Raw genomic sequence first — 25,735 nt, 5'->3', positions numbered from 1 at the left:
CAGCTACCTCGCCGGCCTCCACCTACGCGCCTCGATGATCTGGCTCAGAGATCTCACCCGGACCACTTGATGATCACGACGCAATACGCTCCCTAGCGTGATGACCATGGCAATCACCACTTCCACCGCGTCCAACACGTCCATCGCGTCCGTCACCCTTGAGGTGGCCGACCCCGAGGCCGCCCGCTGCTTCTACGCCGCCTTCGGGGTGGACACGGGCATACGCCTGCGGGCGTCCGAGGCACACTCCACCGGATTCCGCGGCTTCACCCTGGCTCTCACGGTGTCCCAGCCGGCCACCGTCGACGGCTTCGTCGACGCCGCCACGGACGCCGGCGCCACGGTACTGAAGCCCGCCGCGAAGTCGCTGTGGGGCTACGGCGGCGTTGTCCAGGCCCCCGACGGGGCGATCTGGAAGGTCGCGACCTCGGCGAAGAAGGACACCGGCCCGGCCACCCGCGAGATCGACGAGATCGTCCTCCTGCTCGGCGTCGAGGACGTGAAGGCCAGCAAACAGTTCTACGTCGGCCGGGGTCTGACCGTGGCCAGGAGCTTCGGCGGCAAGTACGCCGAGTTCACCTCCGGCGAGTCCAGCCCCCTCAAGCTGGCGCTGTACAAGCGCCGCGGCCTGGCCAAGGACCTCGGCGTCCCCGCCGACGGCACCGGATCGCACCGCATCGTCCTCGGTAGCACCGCCGGCCCCTTCACCGACCCGGACGGATTCGCCTGGGAGGCCGCCACACCGCTCACGCCCGCGCCTGCACTGTCCTGACTCACGGTCCGGCACTCCCGCCCCGCCCCGTCTCATCCCTGCACGAGAGGAAACCGCCATGCAGTCCAAGAAGTCGTCCGCCGAGAACTCGGGCACGACCGCCGAGCAGTACAAAGGATTCACCGCCGAGGAGCGGGCCGCGATGAAGGAGCACGCGCAGGAGCAGAAGAAAGCGGCGGCGCGGCGCGGTTCGTCCCGTGCGGAGAAAGCGGCGGCGGCGGAGCGGGACGTGCTCGCGAAGATCGCCGAGATGCCGGAAGCGGACCGGGTCCTCGCCGAGCGGATCCACGACATCATCACGACCGCCGCTCCGGACCTCACACCGAAACTCTGGTACGGAATGCCCGCCTACGCCAGAGACGGCAAGGTCCTCTGCCACTTCCAGAGCGCGGGGAAGTTCAAGACGAGGTATGCCACGCTCGGCTTCAGCGACCAGGCGGCACTCGACGACGGCGCCGTGTGGCCGACCGCCTACGGCTTGAAGGAGCTGACCGCAGCCGACGAAGAGCGCATCAGCGAGATAGTCAAGAAGGCGGTGGACTGAGGCTGCCCGGGTGACATGGGGTTCACATGTCCGATTTTTTGTTCACGTGGACCCGCCCGGGACGGCCGGAAGTGTGGTCGGGCTGCCCTGCGCCACCGCATCTTGATCGTTGCCATCGAAGGTGGATGCCGGACGGAGCCGGGACTTCCGGGAAGGCGAGGCCGATGGTCCGGCGCTGCTGATTGAGCAGCATGTTCAGTGCCGTCGGGGCCGAAGCCGAATCGGTCGTGCATATGTCCGGAGAAGGCCCTCAGCGCTCTCCGGGGCTGTCGGATACCGCCGAGGACCTCGTGTCGTCCGGAGACTGCCGGGCAGCGCAGATCTCGCTCGATGGGATCTGCGTGCGGTGGCTGTGGCTGGAATCGCCGCTCGACCGGATCAACAGGTGCTCCAGACCCGGTGTCGTCGTGTGGAGGAACACGTGACGGAACAGCCTTTGTGATTCTCCGGGGGCGAGGGCGGCTCGGGGGACTGTCGGTTGTCTGGATTCGCGGTGCGCCTGAACCCGCCTACCCTGCCGTGGTCCAGGAGCCGTACCACACCGTCGCCGCTGCCTACACAGCACGCGTCAAGTCTCCTGCCGAGCTGGATCTCTTATCACGCGTGATGACGGTGCTGCGCAGGAGCGAACCCGTCAGGCTAGCCCGATGGCAGAGAATACGACACTACCCTGAAAGGATGCTTTCCTATGATGAGTTAACACAGCCCGAGCGTGAGCTGTGGAATGCGTTCCCAGAGGGACACCGTGTGGACCTGCGCACGGGTACGGCCCAGGATGACGAGGTGTCCCGAGGCGGGCAGTGGGGACCCGAACGCACGGTTCGGGCAGCCGTGATCGCGGCGCTGCTCCTCGGCGCAAACACTGCGGAAGCAGGCGCCGTCTCGTGTCTGCGCCTGGCGGGCGCGCGCATTTCCGGACCCCTCAACCTCGCTGGAGCACAGATCAGCCATCCCCTCTCGCTTGAGGACTGCTGGTTCGAGGACAGTGTGGACCTTTTCGGAGCATCAACCCAGACGATCACGATGCTGGGCAGCCGAGTGCCGGGCGTCAACGCCGGGTCATCCCGCATCGAGGGACGCCTTGACCTGCGCCGGTCCATCGTGGATGGCGGTCCTGTTTCACCCTTCCACGGCCGTGTCGCCGCCTTGATACTCATCCACGCCCACGTGACCGGCGAGGTGCTCCTCAGCGGGGCGAGAATCACCGCACCTGGGGGGTGGGCCGTGTCCGCCGGCGGCCTGGTCCCGGAAGGGGGCGTTTTCTTCAGGGACGGATTCGTCGCCCAGGGCGGAATCCGGATGATGGGAGCACAGCTGCCGGGCGGGCTGTTCATGAAGGGCGCGCGCCTGGAAAGCCCCGGTCCGCGCGGAGTGGCTCTAGCCCTGGACAACTCCGTGGCCTCGACGCTCAACTTCTCCGGAGGATTTACTGCGAACGGGACCGTACGTCTGCGGGGCGCCCGGATCTCGGACAACCTGACCTTCGAGGGGGCCGTCCTGAACGCGGCTCCTGAGGGCGACGGCACCGCATTGCTCGGCACGCTGATGCAGGCCGTCGACTTCGACTTCGCCCTCGCCCGGCCACCGTCCGGCACTGTGGACCTGCGGGGAGCGCAGGTGTCATACCTCCACGACAACCGGCACAGTTGGCCGGATGTGGTGAAGCTGGACGGATTCGTCTACGGCTCCATCACGGTGGCCGAGGCCGACGAGCGACGGGAGCCGGTGGGGCGGCGAGAGTCCGTAGCCCACCGCCTGAAATGGATACGACGCAACCCCGGCTACAGCCCGCAGCCGTACGAGCAGTTGGCAAGCTGGTACCGGAAGGTCGGCCACGACGACGACGCCCGTCGCGTGCTCCTGGCCAAGCAGCGCCATCGGCGCCGCACGCTGCCCCCAGCCACACGCGCGTGGGGGCGCCTGCTCGACGTGACCGTTGGCTATGGCTATCGTCCATGGCTGGCTGGCCTCTGGCTCCTCGTGCTAACCCTGCTGGGCACCCTGACTTTCGGCGCCCACTCCCCGTCCCCGGTGAAGCCAGACGAAGGCACCCCATTCCAGCCCTTCGTCTACACACTCGACCTCTTGATCCCCATTGGTGGCCTGGGGCAGCGTCTGGCCTGGTACTGGACTGACGACAGCCTCCAGTGGCTTGCCTACCTGCTGATCGCCTCCGGCTGGGTGCTGACTACAGCAGTCATCGCGGGCATGACCCGTACTCTGCAAAAGAGCTAGTGTCGCATCGGGCAACGTTCGCCCTGCCGACGACGGCGCGTAACCGCCGGTCGTCGGCAGGGTGGTTCGCCGGATGATGTAGCAGTGGATCAGGCTGTCCTGTTCCTTGTGGCCGGCGTGGTCGGTGCCGCGGCGGCTCCTGGAACCGCTTCCGCCTCCGGGTCCGCAGTGTTGTCCCGCCGTTCGCGGCTTCGCCGAGGAGCCCTTGAGCCAGGGATTGCCCCGTCCAGCCGGACCGGCGGTGTTCTTCGATCCGGACAGGATGGTCCGAGGGCAGAGCTTCGCCCAGGAGACCAAGTGCTCGGGGGTGGAGAAACGGCTCATGTCCGCGCCGATCTCGGCGAGGATGATGCGCGGTCACCGGGCCGACCCCCGAAATCGCATCCAGGTGTTCGATCAGGCCAGGTGCGGTCCTTCCGGTGCCGGTGGCAGGATCGCCGGGCGGGCCGGTGATCTCCTCCAGGGTCTGGCTGACCAGCCGGTCGAGCTCGCGGATCTGCGTGGTGAGGTGGTCGACGGTGCCCAGCAGCACCCGCAGCAGCCAGCCGTGGTGGTCCCCGAACCGGCCGGTGAGCGCCGGCTTCTTCTTGACCAGGCTTCCCCTGGCGAGATCCGCCAGCGACTGGGGGGTTGCGCTCGCTGGCGACCAAGGCGTCGAGCATGGCCCGGCCCGACATGCCGAAGAGATCGGAGACGACAGTGGACAGCTTGATCTGCGCGTCCTCCAGAGCCTTCTCCACCCGGTGCTTGTGAGCTGAACCGGATTTCGTAGCGGCCCTGAAGCCAGGCGTGATCGTCTTGGCGGACGGGGGAACACAGGTCCGATGCCAGTACCACGGAAGTACCCCGATGAACTGCGTGAGCGAGCGGTCCGCGAGGTCCGGACCTTGGGACGTCCGGTCGCTCGTGTAGCGCGAGACCTTGGTATCCACAAGGAAGCCCTGCGGAACTGGGTCCGCCAGGCCGAGGCCGACCAGAGCGGTCGGCCCGATCTGCTGACCAGTGCCGAGCGGACCGAGCGGTAACCGGTGGCCGGCGCGACCGCGTCCGTCGGCTCCGTCGCGGACAGCTACGACAATGCCATGGCTGAGGCCCTCAACGGCTCCTTCAAGGCTGAGCCGGTCGAGCACCAAAGGACCCTGGCGGGACGCTGACCAGGTAGAGCGCGCCGTCGTTCAGTGGGTCGGCTGGTACAACACCGAACGCCTGCTCTCCGCCCTCGACCACCTCCCGCCCGAGGAATTCGAGACCCAGCGCTACCGAACCCAGGCGAGCACGACCGCCGCCTGAAACCACACAAACCGGCCGCTACGAAACTTGGAACAGCTCACTCCCCACGAGACGTGATCACCAACGAACGAGATCGACTTCTGCCGCGGGCCCTATGCGTGCGCTGTGGCCCTCGCGGCCCGGATGGGCAGGTTGCCGTCGCGCAGGCGGCGCCCGCCGCGTCCGTTGTCCACCGCGACAAGCTCGCCGAGGATCGACAGGGCGCTCTCGGCGAGGGACGCTCCGCCGAGGTCGAGGCCCGCCGGGCCGGCCAGGCGCTCCAGTCCGGGGGCGTCGGTCAGGCGCCGCAGGCGTTGCGCGTGGGTGGCCCGGCTGCCGAGCGCGGCGACGTACCCGGCAGGGCCTGCCAGAGCGGCGCGCAGGGCGCGGTCGTCGATGCGCGGGTCGTGGCTGAGTGCGACGACCGCGTCGCGTGCGGCGAGCGGGTGCCGGGCGATCCAGTCGTCGGGCCAGGCACGGACGGCGTCGGCGGTGCCGGTGAAGGCCCCGGAGGCGACATGCCCGGGCCGCGGGTCGAGGACGACGACCTTGCGGTGCAAGGTCCCGGCCAGGGTGGCCAGTACTGCGGCGAGATCTGTCGCGCCGACCAGCAGCAGCCGCGGCCGACCCGTCAATTCCTCGGTGAACGCGGGCCCCATGTCTGCCAGTTCGCCGACCGTGGCTGCCGCAGACCAGTGGTGGGGTGGCCTCAGCCCGACCCGCACGGCGAGCGGGCGGTCCTTTGCCAGGGCCGTGGTGATGGCGGAGTGGACCGGCTCGGGCGGTGCGGGTGTGATGAGGACGCGCAGTTCGCCGGCGCAGGCCGGGGCGTCCTCCCAGGGCAGCAGGTCCTCACCCGGCTTCACGGCGGTCACCCGGGGCGCGGCCCCTCCCAGGACGGCGCGGGCCCTGTCCAGGACGATGCCCTCGACACAGCCGCCCGACAGCGAGCCGCGCCACGTGCCGTCGTCCGCGACGGCCATGGTGGCACCCAGCGGTCGTGACCCGGGACCGTCCCGGCTCGTCAGGCGCGCCAGCACGACGGGCCGGCCCGCCTGATGGCGGGCGTCGACGAAGGGCCAGACTTCGCGCAGCACGTGCGCCTCCTGATCAGGTGCCGGGCCCGGGCCCGGGCCACGACGGCCGCGCTCCGGGTTCGGGCTGTCGCGGGCGGCTCACGATCCGGGCCCCTCTTCGAGTACGCGGTCGAGGCGGATGGGCAGGGTTCGCAGACGGCGGCCGGTGGCGTGCCAGACGGCGTTCGCGATCGCGGCGGCGGTGCCGACGGTGCCGATTTCTCCGACGCCTTTGATGCCTGACGGGTCGCCGGGTTCGTAGTCGGGTACGAAGTCGGCTTCGATGTCGGGTACATCGGCGTGTGCGGCGATGTGGTAGCCGGCGAGGTCTGTGTTGATGTGGCGGCCCGTGGCGGGATCGCGCACGCCTTCTTCGTGCAGGGCCATCGACAACCCCATGATCATGCCCCCGACGAGCTGACTGCGAGCGAGCAGTGGGTTGATCACGCGGCCCACGGCGAACATCCCCATGAGCCGCCGCACCCGCACCTCGCCGGTCGCCGGATCGACGGTCACCTCGCAGAACACGGCACTGTAGGAATGCCGTTCCATGGGGGGCAGCTCACCGAGCGCCTCGGTGGTGTCGTACGAGACGGTCAGCGGCAGCGTGGCGCCGCCCAGCTGGGAGCGCAGCTTCGCCGCGCTCTCGGTGATCGCCCAGGACCAGGACGTCGTCCCCCGCGATCCGCCGGCGCCCCACGCGGGACCGAGGTCGCTGTCCGCGATCAGCAGCCGTATCCGTTCGGGAACCACCCGCAGCGCCTGCGCTGACACCGCGGTCAGCGCGGTGCGCGCGCCGGTGCCGATGTCGCTGGCGCCGATGGCCACGGTGAAGGTCCCGTCCGCCTCGGCGGTGATCGACGCCGTCGAGGGCATCGCCCCTGCGGAGAAGGACGTGGCCGCCATCCCGGTGCCGACGAGGAGAGGCCCTTCCCGCCGTGTCCGCGGCCGGTGGTCACGTGTGGCCCAGCTGAACCGGCGAGCGCCCTCCGTGAGGCACGCGACAAGGCTGCGGCGGCTGAACGGCAGGCCGGACACGGGGCCGACGGCGGGTTCGTTGCGCAGCCGGAGTTCGAGGGGGTCCATGCCCAGGCGCTCCGCGACCTCGTCCAGGGCGGATTCGAGCGCGAACGAGCCCGGTGTCGCGCCGGGCCCGCGCACCGAGTAGGGCGGCAGGATGTCGACCGGAACGGCGGTGCGCCGGGTGCGGATCGCCCGTGCCGCGTAGAGCGTGTTGGTCAGTTCGGTGCAGTTCTCGAGGTAGTCCGCGAGTCTGGAGATCTCGAAGGCCGCGGCGTGGTCGATGGCCCGCAGCCGGCCGTCGGGGTCCGCTCCGATCCGTACGCGCTGGTCGGTCGCCGGGCGCATCGAGATGGTCTGGAACACCTGAGTGCGGGTCAGGGTGACGCGTACCGGAAGGCCGAACATCTTCGTGGCCATCACCGCCAGGACCACCTGGGGACCGCACGTGCCCGACTTGGATCCGAAGCCGCCGCCGACGTGCTGGGACTGCACGCGCACCTGCTTCGGGTCCAGGCGGAACAGTGTGGCCACCGTCATGGCGACCAGGAAGGGTGCCTGGTTGGAGTCGACGACCTGGAGGCGTTCGCCTTCCCACCAGGCGGTCGCGGAGTGCGGCTCCATGGCGGCGCCGTGCTCCTCGGGGGTGGCGTAGCGCTCGTCGACGACCACCGTGCTCGCGGCCAGCTCCCCGTCCACGTCGCCGACGGTGGCGTCCTCGCCGAAGAACGAGGTCGCCGGGCGGGCGGAGGGGTGTTCGGGCGAGAAGTCGACGTCGTGCGGTTCCTCGTCGTACGTCACCCGCAGTGCCATGGCCGCCGACCGGGCCTGCTCCGCCGTCTCCGCGACCACCAGTGCGATCGGCCGGCCGGAGTGCGGGATTTCCTCGTTCTGCAGCAGGTGCATGCCCCCGTCGGGGCCGAAGAACGATCCCGCTTCCAGGTTGAGCCGGGGCGCGTTGTGGTGGTCGATCACGCCCAGTACGCCGGGCATGGTCAGCACGGCCGAGGTGTTGAGGCCGCGGATGCGTCCGCGGGTCACCGTGGAGGAGACGACCCAGCCGTGCGCCAGGTCGCTCATCGGCTCGTCCGCGGCGTAGCGCACCGCGCCGGTGACCTTGCCGGTTCCCTCCACCCGGGGCCTCGATGCGCCGATGGCTCCCAGCGGTGGCTCGTTCGTGCCGGCCGCCGGCGCGGGAGGTGCCGGGGAGGGAACGGTCGAGGAGGCGTCCATGTGGTGATCTCCTTCAGGACGTGACTGGACCGGTGCGTCACTCGGCCCGGTGGGCGAGCTCGCTCAGGACGGCCACGATGAGGTTGCGGGCCAGCGTGACCTTGTACGCGTTGTCACGCAGCGGCCGCGCGGCGGCCAGTTCCGCGTCGGCGGCGGCTCGGAAGCGGTCGGGGGTGGCGGGGGCGTCCCTCAGGGCGGTCTCGGCGGCATGGGCGCGCCAGGGCCGGGAGGCCACGCCACCGAGCGCGATCCTGGCACCTTGTACGACGCCCTCGTGAACGTCCAGCGCGGCTGCGACGGACACGTTGGCGAAGGCGTAGGAGGCACGTTCGCGGACCTTGCGGTACCGCGATCGCGGGCTCGCCGCGGTGGCCGGCAGGGTAACGGCGGTGATCAGGGCGCCGTGGGGCAGCGCCGTTTCCCGCTGAGGAGTCCCGCCGACCGGCAGGTAGAAATCGGACAGCGGGATGGCATGGGTCCCGTCCGGAGTCTCGTAGTGCACGACGGCGTCGAACGCGGCCAGGGCCACGGTCATGTCCGAGGGGTGGGTGGCCGCACAGTGCTCGGACCAGTCGAGGATCGCGTGGTTGTGGTGCTCCCCGGCGATCGCGGAGCAGCCGCTGCCGGGGCTGCGCTTGTTGCACGGCTGGGAGAGGTCCACGAAGTACCCGCACCGGGTGCGCTGCATCAGGTTTCCGCCGACCGTCGCCATGTTGCGCAGCTGCCCCGACGCGCCCGCCAGCACGGCCTGGCTGAGTGCCGGGTACCGGCGGCGAACTTCGGGGTGGGCCGCCAGGTCGCTGTTGGTCGTCGTCGCACCGACGGCGACGCCTCCGTCGGACGCCTCCCGGATGCCGTCCAGCGGCAGGCGGCGCACGTCCACGAGCCGCGTGGGTGTCTCGATGCCGTCCTTCATCAGGTCGACGAGGTTGGTTCCGCCGCCCAGAAACCGGGCGCCGTCGTCGGCGGCGACCAGGGCGAGGGCGTCACGTACCCGTGCGGGCCGCTGGTAGGTGAACTCCCTCATCCCGTCACCTCCGCGCGGGACGCGGTCTCCAGCACGGCGCGGACGATCGACGGGTACGCGCCGCAGCGGCACAGGTTGCCGCTCAGGCGCTCGCGCACCTCCGCGGCGTCCAGGTCTGGTGCCGGTTCCCCGGGGGACACGTCGGCGGTGACCGCGCTGGGCCAGCCCGCGGCGTGCTCGGCCAGCATCCCGGCTGCGGAGCAGAGCTGCCCGGGCGTGCAGTACCCGCACTGGAAACCGTCGAGCTGGACGAACGCCTGTTGCAGCGGGTGCAGTTCACCGTCGGAGGCCAGGCCCTCGACCGTCGTGACGTCCGAGCCGTCGGCGGCGACCGCCAGCGTCAGGCAGGACACCACGCGCCGGCCGTCCAGCAGCACCGTGCAGGCGCCGCACTGCCCGCGGTCGCAGCCCTTTTTCGGTCCTGTGCGACCGGTGTCCTCACGGAGCGCGTCGAGCAGTGTCCTGCGGTTGTCGACATTCAGGCGATGCGTCAGACCGTTCACGTGAAGGAGAATCTCGCTGCGGGTTCCGTCTGCCATGCCGCCCCTCCTTCCTCGACTCAACAAGCCGACGAACTGCAAAGCCTCAAGCTGCAGAACTTCGGTGACTGATGAGATTCAACCAGTCCACCTGCGGAATCGCTTTGCCCGATAGTGGCGAAGCCTTGCCCGATCCTCCCAGCCGTCTCCCTCGGCCGGAAAGGAATGCTGGACCTTCCCCCCGCCTTCGATGTATCAATCGGCTCATGCTGCTGGACGAACTCCGGACCCTGTTGGCGCGTCACGCCCGAGCCGACGCGACGACCGCCATCGAGGACGTGCTGATCGGCCGCGAGGAGTCGCAGGCACCCCACGCGTCCATGAGCGGAACGGTCATGGCGCTGATCGCCCAGGGCGCCAAACGTCTCGCCCTGGGCGGGTACGTGCACGAGTACGGCCCCGGGCAGTACCTGGTCGCCTCCGTGGACCTGCCCGTCTCCGGTCACTTCGTCGGAGCCACAGCGCAGCGGCCGGCGCTGGGGCTCGGCCTGCTCCTGCGGCCGCCGGACGTCGCCGAGATGATGCTGCGGGCCGCGGCCGGCAGTTTTCCGCCGAACGGCACCGCACCCCCGGCCATCGCCGTCAGCACCGCATCCGACGAGCTCCTCGACGCCGCCGTGCGCCTGGTGCGCCTGCTCGACCAGCCGCGGGACAGGGACATGCTCGCCCCCCTCGTCAAGCGTGAGATCCTGTGGCGCCTGATCACGAGCGAGCAGGGGGCGACGGTTCGCCAGATCGGTCTCGCCGACAGCAAGCTCTCGCATATCGCCAGAGCCGTGCACTGGATCAGGGAAAACTACAGACAGCCGTTCCGGGTGGACGACGTGGCAGCGCTGATCGGGATGAGTACTTCCGCCTTCTACCGGAATTTCCAGGCCGTCACCGGAATGAGTCCCATTCAGTTCCAGAAGCAGATCAGACTCCATGAGGCCCGGCTTCTTCTTGCGGCACATCCAAAAGACATCGCGCATATCGGATACCGCGTGGGATACGACAGCCCGTCCCAGTTCAGCCGGGAGTACCGGCGCCTCTTCGGCGCGCCACCCAGTCAGGACGCGATGAGATTCGCGGCTGCCGGCGCAGGGAACTGACCGGCCGGCACACGGCTCCTGCGGGCGGAATACACCAGGGCGGGAGGCAGGTTGCCGTACACCGTCCTGCTGGCGACCACTTCTTCGAATGCCTGTCGCAGTTGCGCGAGCCGGTGACGGCTCGGAGGGGCCCAGTGGGACCAGGCGTAGGCGAATTGCGTGTACACACCGCTCTCCGACAGAACCGAGGCGATCTTCGGCACGAGGCTGCGGCCGTGCGGACCGGTGAAGGCCGACCAGGGGAGGCTGCTCACCACGACGTCCGCCGTGTGCAGGTCCCGGTAAGCCAGGATGCCAGGCAGTCCCCAGGCGGAGCCGGTGACTGTCTCGACACGGGGGAAACGCTGAACCAGATGCATGGCGAGCCGCTCGTTCAGTTCGACAGCGATGTGACGGCCACGGCCTGCCAGTTTGCGCTGTATCGCCTCGGTGACAGGCCCGGTGCCCGGACCGAGCTCCACCACCACGGGCTCGCCCCGCTCGGGCACGGCGGCGACGAGCCGCTCGACCAGGCGCGCCGAACTCGGGATCAGGGAGGCCGTCCGGAGCGGGTTGCGCAGGAACTCGCGGGCGAAGAGCGCTGTTTCCCTCATGCTGTGATCCTTGCGGCGTGGTGGGATCCGCGGGCGGACAGGCGCTTTCCTGCTCCACGGGAGAACCGGTGATCCCATTGAACCCCTGTGAACTGCGGAAATCGTAGAATGATCCTCGCTGCCCCTTGCACGATCCTCCACCGCAGTCCAACCGGCTCAGGGAAGGGCTCCTGCCGGGGCGCGCACGGCCCGCGAGCAGTTCCGGCGCTGAGACGGCGTGCCGGATGGTCGTCTCCGTCGCCCGTCGGCGGCTTCTCGTCGTCTGGGCGGGGCAGACCATCGGACACACAGAGACGCCTGAGCTGTCCCAGTGATCCGGATCCGACACATCCCGCGAAGGACCTGCGATGAACAGTACGAGAGCGGCCGTGTGCCGGGCGGACAGCGACGACCCCTTCGACCTGGAAGAGCTGACCATTGACGACCCTCGCCCGGACGAGGTGCTGGTGCGCTTCACCGCCGCCGGGCTGTGTCGTACGGACCTGGAGGTGGCGGCGGGACGGATGCCCACCCCTCTTCCCGGTCGTCGCCGGTCACGAAGGAGCCGGTGTCGTCGAGGCGGTCGGTACCGCCGTCACCGGCTTCGGGGGAGGGCTCCGTCGGCGGCCACCAGGCCCCGGCGGCCCTCGTGCCCCGCATCCTCGACCTCCACGGCAAGGGCCGCTTCCCCCCTGGAGTCGATGATCCGCACCTATGCACTGGGCGACATCGGCAGAGCCGTCACCGATGTGGGCTCGGGAACAGCCGTCAAGGCCGTCCTCCTCCACTGACCCCTTCCCGGCAAAGCCCCACAGGGGCATTGACCATTCTCTGCCTGTGCCTGTGCCTGTAATTGAGCGTCGGACTCTCTTGTTGCCTTGTCCGTTCTGGGTCCTCTGCCTTCGGCAGCGAGGTCTGCAAGCACCGCAACGTCGTGGAAAGGTGCTTCAACCGCTGGAAGCAGTGGCGGGGCATCGCCACCCGGTACGACAAGTCCGCCGAGTCCTACCGGGCAGCAGTCACGCTCGCCTCACTCCTGATGTGGGCGTGACACGACAGAACCTAGAACAGGGCCTTGTAGCTGTTGAAACCGGCGTTCACCTTCTTGCGGGCGCTGAAGGTGCCCTTGCCGGTTCCGTAGGACCGGTAGAGGTTACCGGCCGTGTCACGGGCGAGCAGGTCGGCCTTGCCGTCGCTGTTCAGGTCTCCGGTGCCCACGATCACGTTGTACGAGGAGCCCCAGTCGTCGGCGAGCTTGACCCGCGCCTTGAAGGTGCCGGATCCGGTGCCGTCGTAGCGCCACAGTTCGTTGGACTTGTCCTGCGCGAGCAGGTCGCCCACGCCGTCGCCGTTGAGGTCTCCGGTGCCGACGATCTTCTTGTAGCCGCGCCAGTCCGCGTACAGCTTCACCCGCGAGGCCAGCTTGCCGTCGCTGGTGCCCTTGTACAGGTACACGGCGCCGGTGGAGGGGGCGCGGACGATCATGTCCGGCCGGCTGTCCTTGGTGACGTCGCCGACCGGGGTCAGGATGTCGTACTGTCCCCACCCGGTACCGAGCGTGGTGTAGGGGGTTGAGGCGGACGGCGCAGCCCCGCAGCCCGGCTTGTACAGCCGCAGGCTGTCGCCGGTGCGGACCAGCAGGTCGTTGCAGCGGTCCCCGGTCAGGTCCCCGAACGGGACGGCGATGACGGAGGAGGACCAGCCCGAACCGGATTTGCCCGTACTCAGGTCGCCCGCGGGCAACGATCCGTAGAGGTACTGGAGTTTGCCCGCGGAGCTCAGGGTGAGCAGGTCGCCCAGGCCGTCCGGGGTGCCACCCGGGCTGCCGAAGTCGCGGTGGACCGTGGCTCCGCCGGCCACGGACAGGGAGCCGGTGGCAAGCGTCGAGCCGGTGCCGGATCCGGCCTGGACGGCCTTCAGGGTCCAGGTGAGACGGCCGTTGGGGGCCAGGGCGCCGGAACTGGTACGGCCGTTCCAGATCGCGGTGATCGAGGTGGAGCCCGGGGTGCCCGTGAGGGTGCGCAGGGTCCGGCCCGCCGGATCGGCCAGGGTCAGGGTCCAGTTGGCGACTGCGGAGTTGCTCGTCCACCGCGGCGCCCACACGGTGCTGCTGCTGGAGGAGCCCTTGAGGTTCGCCGCGCCGGGGACCGAGGAGGAGGTCACGGCTGGCTTGGGCCAGGCGGCCCGGACGGCGTTGAGGGTCCGGTCCGTGCCGTTCCGCGCCGAGTCCCAGACGGCGGTGACCCGCTCGCCGCCCGCGGACGCGATCTCGGCGCGCTCGGATCCGTAGCCCGGCACCGCACGGGCGTTGGTCCACGCGTCCCCGATCCGCGAGGACTGCATTACGGAGGTCGTGGACGAGGCGGGGTTGCGCTCCAGCCACGCGGCGTGGACCGAGCCGTCCCGCGCGATCGAGACGTCGTACGGGGTCTCGGGGTACGCGGTGGAGAGCGTCTTCGGCGCCCCCCAGGTGCCGGAGGGGGAGTCGAAGCTCACCGTGCGGATGCCGGTAGTGCGGCTGCCGACCGACTCGTCGTACCAGACCAGGGTGATGTCCCCGTCGGGTCCGTGCAGCGGCTCCGGGGTCTTCGTGGAGACGCCGATGCCACCGGTCCTGAGCCCGGACACGGCGGTCACCGGGGCGGACCACTCATCGTTCGCCGTGACGCGGTGGCTGACCTGAAGGCTGCCGTTCGGATCCTTCCACACTATGTGCACCCAGCCGGAGGCGTCCGTGGCCAGAGCGGGGGCGCTCATGCCCCAGGCGGGCGTGGCGGCGGCGGTCGGAGTACCCCAGACGCCGGTCTCCTTGTCCCGGGAGTTGGTCATCACGCTGAGGCTCCCGTCGGAGCTCATCGTGTACGCGACGACCGCGTTGCCTCCGGCGTCGAGGGCGACCTGCGGTCCGGCGAGTACGAAGCCGTCGTACGCGCCCACGTTGCTGGCCGGAAGGGAGTGCCTCCAGGTGCCGTCCGCCTCGCGGGTGGCGATGTACACCTCCCCGTACACCGCCCCCGTACCGGTGTTCAGCGGGGTGGATACCCAGGCCGCGGCGACGCGGCCACCGGGGCCCTCGGCAAGGTCGAGGGAGCGGATCGCGACCTTCGCGCTCAGGTCGAGGAGCGCGGTGGGAGCGGACCACCCCGTGCTCGACCTGGCGGGCAAGGAGGCGCTGAGGACCCGTGTCTCGCCGGTGCTGGAGCTCGGCCGCTCGGTCCACAGCGCGACGACCGAACCGTCCGCGCGGGCCAGCAGCTTCGCCTCGCGCTTGTCGTGCGGCGAGGTGCCCAGCTCCGCGGGGCTGTTCCAGGTGTCATTGCCGGCGGGCCGCGTGGCCGCGTACAGGCGGTAGCGATTGGCGCCGGCGTCGTACTGGTCCCACAGGGCGACGGCGGTGCCGTCGGTGGTGACGACGAGCTCCCGCAGGACGGTCGTGGCCTTCGCGAGGGTCACCACGGTGGACCACGGCGCCGGTGTGGCGGCGAACGCGGTGCCCGTCGGGAGGACGGCGGTGGCGCTGAGGACGAGCGAGGTGGTGACGAGCGCGGCCGCGGCTGCGCGGCCGCGCGGGAGGGCAGTTCTGCCCACGAATAGTCTCCTCATTCTCTTCGGGGGCTCGTTGCCCCCTGCACAGCCGGGGGTAGCACACGGCGGCCGCCCTGCCGGGCCTGCCCCCGCCCCCCGGTAACAGGCATGAGACTACCGAGGTCGCCGAAAGGTTGTGCGGAGTTGAGGGTGGGGCTGCCTCCCAGCGGTAACCGGGGGCAGCTGAGGGCGGGATGCCAGAGGTGGTCGGGCACAGCCCGGATTCCCCTCCGAGAACGCCGCCCTCAAGTGCGTCCACCTCGCGGTCATGTCCCTCGACCCGGCCGGCACCGGCCGTAAACGCTGGACCAGCCGCTGGAGGCGATGGCATCGCCCGTGCCCGGGACGTGTACGCACAGCGGCTGGCGCTGTTCGCCTCCTGGGCGAGCGGCAACCCCGGCGAGTACGACCTGCTGCGGCGGCTCAGAGGCAAGCGGACGCCCGCCACGTTCGAGAACGCCCGCCCCGTGTTCCCGGTCGGCACGCCGATGGCCACCCGCAGGGCATTCGGCCTGGCGCTGAAAGCCGCGGCGGCGGAACTGCCCGAACTGTGGGGCGGATCCGCCGACCTCGGCGAGTCCAACAACACCACCATCGACGACACCTCGTCGTTCCTCCCGCGTTCCAGTCCGCTCCCCGGCGCGAACCCTTACGGTCAGACGGTCCACTGGGGCGTTCGCGAGCACTTCATGGCCGCGGCCATGAACGGCATCGCGCTCTCCGGACTGAGTCGCCCCTACGGCGGCACCTTCCTGGTGTTCAGCGACTACATGCGTCCGGCCGTACGGCTCGCGGCGCTGATGAAGCTGCCCGCCCTCTACGTCTGGACCCACGATTCCATCGGCCTGGGCGAGGACGGTCCCACACACCAGCCGATCGAGCATCTCGCCTCTCTGCGCGCCATCCCCGGCCTCGACATCGTGCGACCCGCCGACGCCGGCGAAACCGCGATCACGCTGTGGAAGGTGCTCAGCGCCCCGGGAAAGCCCACCGGCTTCAGCCTCAGCAGGCAGGACCTACTGGTGTTCCCCGACCGCAGCGACGGATTCCGCTCGGCCGCCGACGCCGTCCGCGGGGGGGGGTACATCCGCTATGAAACCCCCGCTCAGGACAACGCCGCGGATCCGGACGTCGTCATCATCGCCACCGGGTCCGAAGTGCAGATCGCGGTTGCCGCGGCACGCGCTCTTGCCGGGGAGGGACTCCGGGCGCGTGTCGTCTCCATGCCCTGCCGTGAATGGTTCGACGAACAGGATCCGTCCTACCGGGACAGCGTCATACCGCCGACGGTGCGTCGACGGATCACGGTGGAAGCGGGCGTCGGCCAGGGCTGGTACGACCTGCTCGGCCTCGACGGCCGCGCGATCAGCGTTGAGGAGTTCGGCGACTCGGCGTCAGCCGCCGAACTCTACGAACACTTCGGCATCACCCCGGAGGCCGTTGCCGAGGCGGCCCGGGACCTGATGCGCCTTCCGTCGCCGGGGAACGTCCATCGCCGGTAACGGCCGCGCCGCAGGGTCTTGAGGAAAGCCCAGCCCCGGTCGCTGGGTGTCGGTTCGGTCTGCCGACGTGCCCGAAGAACACCGTCGTTGTCGGGCAGTACAGCGGTAAACAGCGGGTGCCGCTCGTCGGTATCCAGGGACACGACGCCGGCAGGCCACGCGCCGGTGATCCGGAAGGCCGCTGCCTCGAACGGGGTCTCGTCCACGACCGTGCTGGTGATCCGCCCGTGCTCGTCCTCCCGGATGATTCTTACCAGGCACGGGTCGGGCAGCGAGGCCACGGCCGCGGCAACATCGGTGAGCAGGTCGGGCCAGACCGCCAACTGCGCGCGACGTGTCAGCTGGAAGCGCACCACCTCGATGGTGTCGCGGGAGAGGCGGTGCCACCGAGAGACGTTCCCGGCGTAGGTCTCCTCCGGGTACGTGGCGCGGTGGGCGCTCACCGTCCAGCGCAGGCGGGCCCAGAAGTCAGCGTCGGCCGGGCACTGCACGTGCCGTGAGTCGTCACCCGTTCACAGCTGTTCTCCCGCCCCGTGCCGAATCCCGCGCCCGTCGTCGGCCGTCCAGGCCGCCGGGGTGCCGATCTGCGGAACGGACATGCCGAGGGTGGCCTCGCGGCCCCCGTCCAGCCAGACATGTGCGATCCCGGAGGCCGCCTCGGATCCGTCCGTGAGCGCCGCCACAGCTCCGGCGTCTTCGCGGCCGGCGTCTGCACCGCGTCCGCGTTGCTCGCCTTGAGACTTCGGCGCGGGGTGCCCGAGTCCCGGACAGCGGCCTTGGTTCCCGTGACGGCGCCCCGGTGGCCCACGACGGCCTTCAGCCCCTTCATGGGCAAGGCTCTTCCTTGAGAGTGAATGAGGAGCGGGACAGGCACTCTCAGAACGGATCCGGAAGGGCGGCCGGAGGGCTCAGGACGAGGAGGAGCGGGTCTGCTTCATGCCGTCGACGACGTCCCGCGTGATGATGGCGCTGGTGTGCATGACGGTGCCGGGCTCGATGACGACGTCCTCTTCCTTCCTCTCCTCCACCTGGACGCTGCGCTCGCCGAGGAAGACATGGGTCTTCCTGTCGAAGATCCACTCCTCGCGCGCACCGCTGGTCTCGTCCAGCCGTGCGACGGCGATGCCGTGCCGTCCGGCCGCGTCCACCGCGTCGTTCACGACGACGACGCCGGGGATTTTCGCGGCGGTCTTGAACAGTGCCGAGTACAGCTCGGCGGGCGGGTAGCTCTCGCCGAGCAGGTCCCCGATGGTGCTGAACGCCTGCTGGTCGGGGGAGTTGCCCTGGCCCTCGGTCTCCTTGTAGATCTTCGCGAGCAGTTTGTCGGGGTCGGTGGTGAGCTTGGTCAGGTAGTCGTACGAGGGACCGTTGAGGTCGGCCTTCCGGGTGTTGCCCTGTTCGTCGGGGAGGCTGAGGGTCTCGCCCTCGGGGCCGTCGTTGACCGTTGGGTCGATGAGCCAGCCCTCGGTGCCGTCCGAGGACAGCCAGACCTGCCGGGTGTGCAGGGGATGGCTGGCGAGGCTGCTGTCGTCGCCCTCGATCTCGACGAAGGTGTCGGCCGTCCTGGACTCGATGTAGACGAACTGGCCGGGCTTGACGGTCGGTCGGGTCGTCTCGGAGGCGGCGGCGAGCGAGATCCGGTCGAGCAGTTGGGGCACGCCGTCGGTGCTGGCGGTGCCGAGGTCGGTGGTCAGGGCGGGTCCGGTGCCGAGACCGCCTTCGCCGCCGTTGCTGAGCACCGTGGCGGCCACGATCACGCCCGCCACGGCCGCGGCCGTCGCGGGCAGGGTGACCGCGGGGCGGGGCAGCCGCAGCCGCCGGGTCCGCTTGCCGGGGGCGGGGGCCGCCGTACGGGCTTCGCTCTGCCGCGTGTCGTCGTGGATCTGGGCCATCAGACGCTCCTTGTGGAACTGGTGACGGCCCGGCGGCAGGTCGCGCGCTGTCCGGGACATGAGCAGGGCGCTCTCGTCGCTCTCGGCCGGATGCCGCCGGGACGGATTCGCGTTCATCGGTTTCCTTCCTGTGCGGGCCGGATCGCGTGGTCGTGATCGCCTCTTATCTGTCGCAGGGGGCGGACGGCTTCCCGTTTCCCGTGCACGATCTTCCGGGCGGCCTCGGCGGCGGCCCGGGACAACTCGGTCGCGGGCAGGGCCGTGGCCTCCGGCGGGCGGGAGAGTTCGGCCTCGGCGAGCGCGCGCAGCTTCTTGCGGGCCCGGGACAGCCGGGAGGCGACCGTGCCGACGGGAATCCCGAGCGCCTCGGCCGCGGCGGCATAGTCCAGCCCCTCACCCAGACACAGCGCGATGACCTCCCGCTCGGTCCGGCGCAGCGCGGCGAGCGACGTGAGCAGGGTGGCGAGCCGACGCCGGTCGTCCACCCGCTCGGCCACCTCGTCGGCGTGATCGGGCATCGACAGCTCGGCCGCCGCGGCGGCCTTGGCGGCGGCCCGGTAGCGGCGGTTGGACCGGAACTGATTGCGCGCGGTGTTGGTGGCGATCCCCAGCAGCCAGGGCCGCAACGAACCTCCCTCGGGATCCAGCCGCTCCCGCAACCGCCACGCCTCCATGAAGGTCGTGGCCATGACGTCCTCGGCGGTCGCCCAGTCGGCGGTCAGCCGGAACGCATGGTTGTAGACCGCGCGCGCATAGCTGTCGAACAGCTCGGCGTACGCGCTCGAATCCCCGGCTCTGATCCGGGTACGCAGTTGAGTACTCACCTCAGACAGCTGTCCGGCACCCCGCATCGACTTCCCGTGACCTGGACCAGGCAGCGGCTCCGTTCCCCGTCGTGGGCGGGCAGGGCAAGCCGGCCGAGCCCGGACGGCCGCGCGGACACCTCCGCGTCCAGCCCCAGCTCCCGGGCGATGCACAGCCCTTCGTGCTGGAGGCGGGCCGCCTCGTCGTAGGCGCCCCTGATCTCGGCGAACGCGACGAGCGGTGAAACGGTCTGCGCCTCGCCCCGGCGGTCGCCGAGTTCATCGAAGAGCCGGAGCGGCGGTGCCGAGGTCGCCACCCGCTGTGGACCGCTGCCGGGTCGGCCTGGACGTCCAGGCGGTGTTCTTCATCCAGCGCGCCCCGGTCACCCTGCCCGACACGATCACCCTGCCCGACACGGTCAAACAGCTCACCTCCCGTACGGCGGTCCGTCCGGCCGCCGAGGTGACCGGCCCCGACGATCCGATCGCAGCGGTGGCCGTGTCCCACACCGACGACGTCGACCGCCTCCAGCCGACGTGCCCCCGGACTGCCCGGCTACCGCCACGCCGGCGTCTGTCTCGCCACCACATTCAACAAGGAGAGCGGTATGGTCTTCCACGACGGCCGCTGGCAGGCCATCGAGCCCTGACCGCCGCACCGCCGGCCAACCGCCACAAGTCGGCTGTACGCACAGCGGCGACGCTTGGGCATCACCTGGGCAACGGCAGCCGCCTCTGACCAATCCGCTCACCCCTCGACCGAACAACAGCCCGCCGGCCAAACCTCGATGCGAACGCTCTGTCCTCGCTGCGGCGGAACACTCGTCCGCGGCTCCATCAGTGGGCTCAGCTCGGCCTCTGGGCCGCCGCACTCTGGTTCTGTGCCACCTGCCTGAGCGCCTTCTTGAAGGCCGCGTACGACTCCTCACCCAGGGACTTCGTGTGCCGTTCCTCGATCGCCCGCATGATGGCGGCGGCCGTCTCCATCTGGAGCAGACCGCGGTCGGTGGGGCAGACCAGCTTGGCGCGGCGGTCGGCGGGGTCGGGGACGCGTTCGACGTAGCCGAGGCGTTCCAGGTCGTCGATGAGTGAGCCGACGACCTGCTTGTGCTGGCCGGACAGACGGGCCAGTTCGCTGGCGCGGATGCCCTCGGGGCGCAGATGGGCCAGGACAGCCCCCGAGCGCGGCAGGATGTCGTCGAAGCCCTGCTCGGCGAGTGTGGCGAACAGCTCGCGCTGGACGGAGAACAGGACCCGGGCGGCGAGCACCCCCAGGTCCGGTTCCGTCTGCCGGTCGCCGGTCAATGCCCCCACACCTTCCTTCCGTCGTCCGTCACGCCCCCGCCGTTCCACCCCTGGCGGTCTGACCGGCGAGTTTAGCCGCCTGGCCGGCCCTCACTCTGCACCGCCCCAACTTCCGCTTGCCATACGGGTGGTGGTCACCTAGATTCAAAGTCGTCACTAAAATTGACTATCAAAATCAGTGACTAAATTCGTCTGAGGAGAAGCACATGAGCGAGCGCAGCAAGTACCTGGAGCCGGTCACCCGCGACGACGCCGCCGTGGTTCTGGTCGATCACCAGGTCGGCCTGCTCTCCGGCGTCCGGGACATTCCGGTGGCCGAGCTGAAGCACAATGTGGCGGCGCTGGCGCGGGCGGCGACCGCGCTGGACATCCCGCTGGTGGTGACCACCACCGCCGCCGACAGCATGTGGGGACCCACCGCCCCCGAACTGGTCGAGGCGCTCCCCGCCGGACAGGAGATCATCGACCGCAGCACGGTCAACGCCTGGCACGACGACCGGGTCCGCGAAGCCATCGAGACCACAGGCCGCCAGAAGCTGATCTTCGCCGGGGTGTCCCTCGAAGTGTGCGCGGCCCTGCCCGCCTACGCCGCGACCGCCGCGGGCTACGACGCCTACGTGGCCGTGGACGCCTCCGGCACCTTCAGCCGGACCAAGCGGGAGGCAGGGCTGGCGCGTATGCAGCAGGCGGGCGTCATCGTCAGCGACTACGCCACGCTCATCGTCGAAGCCCTCGCGGACAACGCCGCCCCCGAGTCCGGCGCCGTCTACGCGGCCCTCGACATGCCGTTCGCCGTCCTGGTCGGCCAGATCTCGGCCGCCCACCAGTCCTGACGGCCACGATGAACCACCCCGGCCAAACGGCCGGGGTGACACCGAGGACGCCGTCCCGGCGGTGCCGGACCCGGTGGTGAGGTCTTCGCAGTCGAAGTTGGCACTGCCCTGGAGAACGTTGCCGGTGACCTGGTTGCCGCCGTTTCCGCCGACGTCGTCGATGAAGACGCCGTCACGACCGGCATTGGTCACGCTGTTGTCCGAGATGGTCGAATCCGCCAGCGAGTCCGGCGCCACAGAGATGCCATCCTCCACCAGCACGCGTGCGATGTCGTCCTCGTTGGGATTCCGGGTCCGCGCGGTCCCGTCGGCGTGGCTCTTGGTGAACTCCGTGCCCATCAGTGACCGGTGCAGCCCGGGGCTGGTCCGGGTGACATGAAGGCGCTGACGGAACGGAGAGCGGGGACTGGTGGCGACGAACCAGTTGGCGACGCCGCAGTCCGGGCGCTCCACGGGCTCGGTGGTCAGTACATACGGGGACGTCCAGCCGTCGGGACCATGGGCCTGGACTGTCCAGGTGGCCAGGTCACCTGCGCCGGGGGGGCGCGCAGCAGCCGGTGACGGTCGGTGAGGTGCTCCACGTCGGGGGTGAACGGGATGGGCTCGATGAGAGCACCCACGCTGCCGAAGCCGCTGTCGGCGAGATGGGGCGTGGCATGGCCGGGCACCTCGACGCGGAGGGCGAAGTGAGTGCGGGGCCGGGTGGTGGGTCGTTCGTGCCGACGGCGCCCCTGCCCGTGATCAGGCGCCCGGTGAGACCGATGGCCCGCGTCGAGTGGCTCGCCGAGAAGACCGGTCGCCGCCTTCACGCGGTGGCCGGCGGCTGGTGGGGGCGGCACATCTCGCGCCCCTGCCCGAGGACCGCGGCCGACGGCTGCTACTTCTGCCAGGACTTCCAGAGCGATCGGAGTTCCTGCCGATTCACCGCGACACCCTCGCCCGCACGCGTGAACTGCAGGCCGACGCCACGGCAGTCGGCCGGTCACGAGCCGCCGAGGTCAACGAGCGGTTGGCGATCGCGGTCGAGCACGTCATCACGCGCATCACCGACCAGGAACATGACGAGCTGTCCCCGGCACCGAACGACGCCGGGGCAAGCCACGAGGAAGGGGAGAGGACCGCCGATGCGGCTGACAACTCGGCGCACCTGGCCGAGGCCGCACAACGGCGACGCCTTGCCTGCACCGAACGTGTCCCCACCGTCCTGGACGCCCTGGAGCGCGACGGCGGCGCGGTGACCGTCGGCGGCGCCGCGGCCCGGGCCGGGGTCTCCCGGACCTTCCTCTACGGCGCTGCCCAGGCGCCACTGCTCGCCAGACTGCGCGGCGTCGCCGACAAGCAGCCCGCCACGGGGCGACCCGCTCTGCCCGATCAGCAGCGAATCACCACCAAGTCGCACGAGACAGTGGTGAGAGCCTACGGGACGCTCAACCGCAAGTTGCACGAGGAGAACGAACGGCTCCGCGACGAAATCGCAGTCGCGCTCGGACAGCTCCGCGATCTTCGCCGCGGCATCCCGGTCCCATGAACTTCTAGCCCAGCGGGCGTGGGCACGGCAGCACTGCCAAGATGCCGTGGCCCGCTCCCGGGCTCGGCAGCGGGGAGGGGCAGCATGCGTAACCCAGACGCGGTCAAGCACGAGTGCGCCGACTGCGGGGCCATCACGAAAGTCAACACGAGGACCGGTCGTCTCTACTCTCACCGGCTTCCTGGCAAGATCGCTGTTTGCCCAGCATTCAGACAGCGTCATGACGAATCGTCGGCGCGGGCAACCGCATCGGCTCCCCCCGTTGAGGCCAGTGTCAACCCCAGCACAGCAGCCGACGCGGCCTGTCGCGGACGAGCCTTCGGCCGGCGTGCGGACAGACCCAGGCGGGCTGCCCGGCCTCGTTGGACGATGCTGACGACCACTTGGCTGTGCCGTCTCATGAGGTTGGTGCCACGGCGTCGATCACTGGCTCTCCGGTCGGCTTCGGGGGCCGACTCGCTCGGCGATGAGCCGCCGGTAGTTCGGGCACCGGGTGACGTCCTCATACTCGCAGTTCAGGCCCCCCTCGATGAGCTCCAATGAGGCCTGGGCTGCCGCGATTCTCGACCGGAGCTCTTCGGCCGCGGGACGCAGGATCTCGTACCGGGTGGCGCGGTCGACGGTTGCGGACAGGCTCCTGATGGTGTTCAGGCCAAGGCCGGCCTTCTTCAAGACGAGGATCGTCGCCACGCGGGTGAGGTCGTCTGCACCGTAGCGGCGGCGCCCGCCGGCGTCCCGTCCGGGGTGCAGCAGGCCCATCGCCTCCCAATGTCGCAGCACGTGCGTGGCCAGGCCGAACCGTGCCGCAAGGGCGCCGATACTCAAGGTACCGGCGCCGCCGTCTTCGCTTGACTTCATGCCGACATTAAGTCGCAGCATGACGTCCATGTCCAAGCATCAGGAAGCGGTGGAAGAGCACCGCGACACCGAAGCCCTGCTGGCCGTCCTCGACTCTGCGGACCAGATGCCGAGCGCCACTCGGCTGCGGGCCCGCTCCTACGAACTGCTTTCTCTCGTCCCGGGCTCGACCGTCGTGGACGTCGGCTGCGGCGCCGGGCGAGCCGTCGCCGAGCTGGCCGAACGCGGCGTCCACGCGGTGGGCGTGGATCCCAGCCAGTGGATGCTGGCGGCGGCCCGTGAGCGGTGGTCGGAGGCCGAGTTCCGGGAGGCGGGGGCGGAGGATCTGCCGTTCGCCGACGGAAGCGTGCGCGGCTACCGTGCCGACAAGGTCTTCCACGTACTTCAGGAGCCAGGGCGCGCGGTGGCGGAGGCACGACGGGTGCTCTGCCCGGGCGGCAGGATCGTCCTGGTCGGTCAGGACTGGGACGCCATCATGATCGACTCGGATGACACGGCGCTCACCCGCACGATCGTGCACGCCCGCGCCGACCTCCTGGGCACGCCCCGCGCCGGCCGCCAGTACCGCAGCCTGCTCCTGGCCGGCGGCTTCGACGATGTCACGGTCGAGGTGCACACCAGCGTGTTCACCGACCCCGCGATGCTGTCGCTGCTCGCGAGGCTCGCCGAGTCGGCCTGCGCCAGCGGCGCCGTCGGCCGTGACCAGGCGGACGAGTGGCTCGCCGAGCAGCGCCGACGCGCCGAGGCCGACCGCTTCCTCATCGCCATTCCGTTCTTCGTGGCCTCCGCTTCCGCCTAAGGACTTGCCGGGAATCAAGTCGTGGCTTCCAGCTACGGGGATCGTTGTTCTGGTATGGGGAGGCCGGAGGGGATCGAGGACGTCCTGGCGGCGAAGTTTCAGGCGTTGTTGCCGCATCTGGACGAGCGTCAGCGCCGGCTGGTCATAGGGGCGGAAGCGCTGTCGCTGGGGCATGGTGGGATCAGGATCGTCGCTGCCGCGGCTGGGGTTCGGGAGGGCACGGTCTCGCGCGGAGCGGCTGACCTGGAGTCTGGCCAGGTTCTGGTGGGGCGGGTCCGTCGTCCTGGTGGGGGCCGGAAGAGGGCGGTGGACCTTGATCCAGGGCTGCGGCCGGCGCTGCTTGCGCTGGTCGTGCCCGACGAGCGGGGCGATCCGATATCGCCGCTGCGGTGGACGACGAAGTCGACCCGGAAGCTGGCGGCGGCGCTGACTCGGCAGGGCCACCGGGTCTCCGCCGACACGGTCGCCGGCCTGCTGCGGGAGGAAGGCTTCAGTCTGCAGGCCAACGCAAAGACCATCGAAGGTGCTCAGCACCCCGACAGGGACGCCCAGTTCCGCTACCTCAACGAGCAGGCACGAGCCCACAGGGACGCCGGTGACCCGGTAATCAGCGTGGACAGCAAGAAGAAGGAACTGATCGGCGACTACAAGAACGCCGGGCACGAATGGCAGCCCGCAGGGCAGCCTGTGAGGGTCAGGACGCACGACTTCCCCAGTCAGGCCGAGAAGGCGATTCCGTACGGAATCTACGACATGGCCGCGAACACCGGCTGGGTGAACATCGGCACCGATCACGACACCGCGGCGTTCGCCGTCGCCTCGATCCGCCGCTGGTGGCAGGCCCGAGGCCAGCACGACTACGCTCGCGCCCGCCGGTTGCTGATCACCGCCGACGGCGGGGGCTCCAACGGCTACCGCACCCGCGGCTGGAAGACCCAACTCGCCGGCCTCGCTGCCGAGACCGGCCTGGAGATCACGGTGTGCCACCTTCCGCCCGGCACCTCGAAGTGGAACAAGATCGAGCACCGGCTGTTCTCCCACATCACCATGAACTGGCGAGGCAGGCCCCTGACCAGCCACGAAGTCATACTTCAGACCATCGCCGCGACCACCAGCCGCACCGGCCTCACCGTCCATGCCGAACTCGACAGCAGTGGGTACCCCACCGGCATCCGCATCAGTGACGACGAGCTCGCCGCCCTGCCCATCACCCGCCATCGCTTCCACGGCGACTGGAACTACACCCTCCACC

At 69.9% G+C, this 25,735-nt stretch carries 25 protein-coding genes and 5 pseudogenes; 14 read left to right on the top strand and 16 right to left on the bottom strand.

The genetic code is table 11. The annotated features are described in order from the left end of the window. Positions 1–100: 100 nt before the first annotated feature. The 3 genes from ACFYT4_RS34360 (at position 101) to ACFYT4_RS34350 (ending at position 3,551) form a co-directional block, all read left to right on the top strand. Positions 101–772: a glyoxalase gene (locus ACFYT4_RS34360; RefSeq protein WP_389278249.1), complete on the top strand. Its 672-nt coding sequence runs from the start codon at positions 101–103 to the stop codon at positions 770–772. A 58-nt stretch (positions 773–830) separates the two neighbouring features. After that, entirely contained in the window at positions 831–1,316 is a 486-nt protein-coding gene (locus ACFYT4_RS34355) for an iron chaperone (protein ID WP_389278237.1), read from the top strand. 678 nt (positions 1,317–1,994) lie between these two features. Then, positions 1,995–3,551: an oxidoreductase gene (locus ACFYT4_RS34350; RefSeq protein ID WP_389278234.1), complete on the top strand. Its 1,557-nt coding sequence runs from the start codon at positions 1,995–1,997 to the stop codon at positions 3,549–3,551. 216 nt (positions 3,552–3,767) lie between these two features. Here the strand turns inward: ACFYT4_RS34350 and ACFYT4_RS34345 are convergent. Beyond that, positions 3,768–3,887 (bottom strand): annotated as a pseudogene (locus ACFYT4_RS34345) (transposase); the annotation flags it as partial. 488 nt (positions 3,888–4,375) lie between these two features. Here ACFYT4_RS34345 and ACFYT4_RS34340 point away from each other — a divergent pair. Both ACFYT4_RS34340 and ACFYT4_RS34335 read left to right on the top strand, forming a co-directional pair. Then, positions 4,376–4,576 carry a transposase gene (locus tag ACFYT4_RS34340; protein WP_389278231.1) on the top strand — a complete coding sequence of 67 codons (201 nt, stop codon included), beginning with the start codon at positions 4,376–4,378 and terminating at the stop codon, positions 4,574–4,576. Positions 4,577–4,628: 52 nt separating this feature from the next. Next, positions 4,629–4,841, top strand: coding sequence for an IS3 family transposase (locus ACFYT4_RS34335; protein ID WP_389278228.1), 213 nt, complete (start codon positions 4,629–4,631; stop codon positions 4,839–4,841). A 92-nt stretch (positions 4,842–4,933) separates the two neighbouring features. Here the strand turns inward: ACFYT4_RS34335 and ACFYT4_RS34330 are convergent, their stop codons facing one another. From ACFYT4_RS34330 to ACFYT4_RS34315, 4 genes are all read right to left on the bottom strand, one after another. Then, a complete protein-coding gene (locus tag ACFYT4_RS34330; protein ID WP_389278224.1) occupies positions 4,934–5,917 on the bottom strand; it encodes an XdhC family protein in 984 nt (327 codons plus the stop codon). A gap of 78 nt (positions 5,918–5,995) precedes the next feature. Then, positions 5,996–8,149: a xanthine dehydrogenase family protein molybdopterin-binding subunit gene (locus ACFYT4_RS34325; RefSeq protein WP_389278221.1), complete on the bottom strand. Its 2,154-nt coding sequence runs from the start codon at positions 8,147–8,149 to the stop codon at positions 5,996–5,998. A 37-nt stretch (positions 8,150–8,186) separates the two neighbouring features. Beyond that, positions 8,187–9,176 (bottom strand): FAD binding domain-containing protein, encoded by a 990-nt coding sequence (locus ACFYT4_RS34320; RefSeq protein WP_389278218.1) that lies wholly within the window; start codon positions 9,174–9,176, stop codon positions 8,187–8,189. Next, positions 9,173–9,715, bottom strand: a complete 543-nt coding sequence (locus tag ACFYT4_RS34315; protein WP_389278215.1) for a (2Fe-2S)-binding protein — start codon at positions 9,713–9,715, stop codon at positions 9,173–9,175. Before ACFYT4_RS34315 ends, ACFYT4_RS34320 begins: the two co-directional genes overlap by 4 nt. Positions 9,716–9,921: 206 nt before the next feature. Between ACFYT4_RS34315 and ACFYT4_RS34310 the strand changes: the two genes are divergently transcribed. Continuing rightward, the gene (locus ACFYT4_RS34310) at positions 9,922–10,806 is read left to right on the top strand and encodes an AraC family transcriptional regulator N-terminal domain-containing protein (protein WP_389278212.1); all 885 of its coding nucleotides are present in this window, start codon (positions 9,922–9,924) and stop codon (positions 10,804–10,806) included. Here the strand turns inward: ACFYT4_RS34310 and ACFYT4_RS34305 are convergent. Beyond that, complete coding sequence (locus ACFYT4_RS34305; protein WP_389278209.1) at positions 10,764–11,399, bottom strand: class I SAM-dependent methyltransferase; 636 nt, start codon at positions 11,397–11,399, stop codon at positions 10,764–10,766. The genes ACFYT4_RS34310 and ACFYT4_RS34305 overlap by 43 nt on opposite strands. Before the next feature lie 347 nt (positions 11,400–11,746). Here ACFYT4_RS34305 and ACFYT4_RS34300 point away from each other — a divergent pair. Continuing rightward, positions 11,747–11,978: pseudogene (locus tag ACFYT4_RS34300) on the top strand (alcohol dehydrogenase catalytic domain-containing protein); the annotation flags it as partial. A 298-nt stretch (positions 11,979–12,276) separates the two neighbouring features. Further along, positions 12,277–12,429 (top strand): annotated as a pseudogene (locus ACFYT4_RS34295) (IS5/IS1182 family transposase); the annotation flags it as partial. A gap of 11 nt (positions 12,430–12,440) precedes the next feature. Here the strand turns inward: ACFYT4_RS34295 and ACFYT4_RS34290 are convergent. Further along, complete coding sequence (locus ACFYT4_RS34290; protein ID WP_389278206.1) at positions 12,441–14,966, bottom strand: FG-GAP-like repeat-containing protein; 2,526 nt, start codon at positions 14,964–14,966, stop codon at positions 12,441–12,443. Positions 14,967–15,310: 344 nt separating this feature from the next. On the opposite strand from ACFYT4_RS34290, the gene ACFYT4_RS34285 reads away from it, so the two are divergent. Next, positions 15,311–16,465, top strand: coding sequence for a transketolase C-terminal domain-containing protein (locus ACFYT4_RS34285; RefSeq protein ID WP_389278203.1), 1,155 nt, complete (start codon positions 15,311–15,313; stop codon positions 16,463–16,465). Here ACFYT4_RS34285 and ACFYT4_RS34280 read toward each other — a convergent pair. The 5 genes and pseudogenes from ACFYT4_RS34280 to ACFYT4_RS34260 form a co-directional block, all read right to left on the bottom strand. Continuing rightward, on the bottom strand, positions 16,372–16,818 hold the full coding sequence (locus tag ACFYT4_RS34280) for a hypothetical protein (protein WP_389278200.1): 447 nt from the start codon (positions 16,816–16,818) through the stop codon (positions 16,372–16,374). The genes ACFYT4_RS34285 and ACFYT4_RS34280 overlap by 94 nt on opposite strands. Before the next feature lie 159 nt (positions 16,819–16,977). Then, the gene (locus ACFYT4_RS34275) at positions 16,978–17,148 is read right to left on the bottom strand and encodes a hypothetical protein (RefSeq protein WP_389278198.1); all 171 of its coding nucleotides are present in this window, start codon (positions 17,146–17,148) and stop codon (positions 16,978–16,980) included. A 225-nt stretch (positions 17,149–17,373) separates the two neighbouring features. Further along, positions 17,374–18,474 (bottom strand): CU044_5270 family protein, encoded by a 1,101-nt coding sequence (locus ACFYT4_RS34270; RefSeq protein ID WP_389278195.1) that lies wholly within the window; start codon positions 18,472–18,474, stop codon positions 17,374–17,376. Beyond that, positions 18,471–19,181 carry an RNA polymerase sigma factor gene (locus ACFYT4_RS34265; RefSeq protein ID WP_389278193.1) on the bottom strand — a complete coding sequence of 237 codons (711 nt, stop codon included), beginning with the start codon at positions 19,179–19,181 and terminating at the stop codon, positions 18,471–18,473. Before ACFYT4_RS34265 ends, ACFYT4_RS34270 begins: the two co-directional genes overlap by 4 nt. Before the next feature lie 47 nt (positions 19,182–19,228). After that, positions 19,229–19,450 (bottom strand): annotated as a pseudogene (locus ACFYT4_RS34260) (hypothetical protein); the annotation flags it as partial. 32 nt (positions 19,451–19,482) lie between these two features. Between ACFYT4_RS34260 and ACFYT4_RS34255 the strand changes: the two are divergent. Further along, positions 19,483–19,899: a hypothetical protein gene (locus tag ACFYT4_RS34255; RefSeq protein ID WP_389278190.1), complete on the top strand. Its 417-nt coding sequence runs from the start codon at positions 19,483–19,485 to the stop codon at positions 19,897–19,899. 107 nt (positions 19,900–20,006) lie between these two features. On the opposite strand, the gene ACFYT4_RS34250 is transcribed toward ACFYT4_RS34255, so the two are convergent. Further along, a complete protein-coding gene (locus ACFYT4_RS34250) occupies positions 20,007–20,474 on the bottom strand; it encodes a MarR family winged helix-turn-helix transcriptional regulator (protein ID WP_389278187.1) in 468 nt (155 codons plus the stop codon). Between the two features lie 197 nt (positions 20,475–20,671). On the opposite strand from ACFYT4_RS34250, the gene ACFYT4_RS34245 reads away from it, so the two are divergent. Next, positions 20,672–21,298, top strand: a complete 627-nt coding sequence (locus ACFYT4_RS34245) for an isochorismatase family protein (RefSeq protein ID WP_389278184.1) — start codon at positions 20,672–20,674, stop codon at positions 21,296–21,298. Between the two features lie 261 nt (positions 21,299–21,559). Here ACFYT4_RS34245 and ACFYT4_RS34240 read toward each other — a convergent pair. Together ACFYT4_RS34240 and ACFYT4_RS34235 are read right to left on the bottom strand one after the other, a co-directional pair. After that, positions 21,560–21,823 (bottom strand): annotated as a pseudogene (locus ACFYT4_RS34240) (arylamine N-acetyltransferase); the annotation flags it as partial. Beyond that, the gene (locus ACFYT4_RS34235; protein ID WP_389278246.1) at positions 21,763–22,107 is read right to left on the bottom strand and encodes an arylamine N-acetyltransferase; all 345 of its coding nucleotides are present in this window, start codon (positions 22,105–22,107) and stop codon (positions 21,763–21,765) included. The pseudogene ACFYT4_RS34240 and the gene ACFYT4_RS34235, both read right to left, overlap by 61 nt. Positions 22,108–22,124: 17 nt before the next feature. Here ACFYT4_RS34235 and ACFYT4_RS34230 point away from each other — a divergent pair, with 17 nt between their 5' ends. After that, complete coding sequence (locus tag ACFYT4_RS34230; protein ID WP_389278181.1) at positions 22,125–22,826, top strand: hypothetical protein; 702 nt, start codon at positions 22,125–22,127, stop codon at positions 22,824–22,826. Positions 22,827–23,249: 423 nt separating this feature from the next. Here the strand turns inward: ACFYT4_RS34230 and ACFYT4_RS34225 are convergent, their stop codons facing one another. Next, complete coding sequence (locus tag ACFYT4_RS34225; protein ID WP_389278243.1) at positions 23,250–23,684, bottom strand: MerR family transcriptional regulator; 435 nt, start codon at positions 23,682–23,684, stop codon at positions 23,250–23,252. A gap of 28 nt (positions 23,685–23,712) precedes the next feature. Between ACFYT4_RS34225 and ACFYT4_RS34220 the strand changes: the two genes are divergently transcribed. Next, positions 23,713–24,483: a methyltransferase domain-containing protein gene (locus ACFYT4_RS34220; RefSeq protein WP_389278178.1), complete on the top strand. Its 771-nt coding sequence runs from the start codon at positions 23,713–23,715 to the stop codon at positions 24,481–24,483. Between the two features lie 54 nt (positions 24,484–24,537). Continuing rightward, positions 24,538–25,735, top strand: a 1,198-nt coding sequence (locus ACFYT4_RS34215; RefSeq protein ID WP_389278240.1) for an ISAzo13 family transposase, incomplete at its 3' end; no start/stop codon positions are given.

The sequence above is a fragment of the Streptomyces sp. NPDC004609 genome (genome assembly GCF_042873655.1).
Lineage (GTDB): Bacteria > Actinomycetota > Actinomycetes > Streptomycetales > Streptomycetaceae > Streptomyces.
Note: the sequence above shows the minus strand (reverse complement) of the source record. Positions and strands in the feature narration are given on the sequence as shown.

Bases quoted from the DNA above. Each gene is read 5' to 3' on its own strand.
- ACFYT4_RS34360 (WP_389278249.1), top strand. From the start codon at position 101: ATGACCATGGCAATCACCACTTCCACCGCGTCCAACACGTCCATCGCG.
- ACFYT4_RS34355 (WP_389278237.1), top strand. From the start codon at position 831: ATGCAGTCCAAGAAGTCGTCCGCCGAGAACTCGGGCACGACCGCCGAG.
- ACFYT4_RS34350 (WP_389278234.1), top strand. From the start codon at position 1,995: ATGCTTTCCTATGATGAGTTAACACAGCCCGAGCGTGAGCTGTGGAAT.
- ACFYT4_RS34340 (WP_389278231.1), top strand. From the start codon at position 4,376: ATGCCAGTACCACGGAAGTACCCCGATGAACTGCGTGAGCGAGCGGTC.
- ACFYT4_RS34335 (WP_389278228.1), top strand. From the start codon at position 4,629: ATGCCATGGCTGAGGCCCTCAACGGCTCCTTCAAGGCTGAGCCGGTCG.
- ACFYT4_RS34325 (WP_389278221.1), bottom strand. From the start codon at position 8,149: ATGGACGCCTCCTCGACCGTTCCCTCCCCGGCACCTCCCGCGCCGGCG.
- ACFYT4_RS34320 (WP_389278218.1), bottom strand. From the start codon at position 9,176: ATGAGGGAGTTCACCTACCAGCGGCCCGCACGGGTACGTGACGCCCTC.
- ACFYT4_RS34315 (WP_389278215.1), bottom strand. From the start codon at position 9,715: ATGGCAGACGGAACCCGCAGCGAGATTCTCCTTCACGTGAACGGTCTG.
- ACFYT4_RS34310 (WP_389278212.1), top strand. From the start codon at position 9,922: ATGCTGCTGGACGAACTCCGGACCCTGTTGGCGCGTCACGCCCGAGCC.
- ACFYT4_RS34305 (WP_389278209.1), bottom strand. From the start codon at position 11,399: ATGAGGGAAACAGCGCTCTTCGCCCGCGAGTTCCTGCGCAACCCGCTC.
- ACFYT4_RS34270 (WP_389278195.1), bottom strand. From the start codon at position 18,474: ATGAACGCGAATCCGTCCCGGCGGCATCCGGCCGAGAGCGACGAGAGC.
- ACFYT4_RS34245 (WP_389278184.1), top strand. From the start codon at position 20,672: ATGAGCGAGCGCAGCAAGTACCTGGAGCCGGTCACCCGCGACGACGCC.
- ACFYT4_RS34225 (WP_389278243.1), bottom strand. From the start codon at position 23,684: ATGAAGTCAAGCGAAGACGGCGGCGCCGGTACCTTGAGTATCGGCGCC.
- ACFYT4_RS34220 (WP_389278178.1), top strand. From the start codon at position 23,713: ATGTCCAAGCATCAGGAAGCGGTGGAAGAGCACCGCGACACCGAAGCC.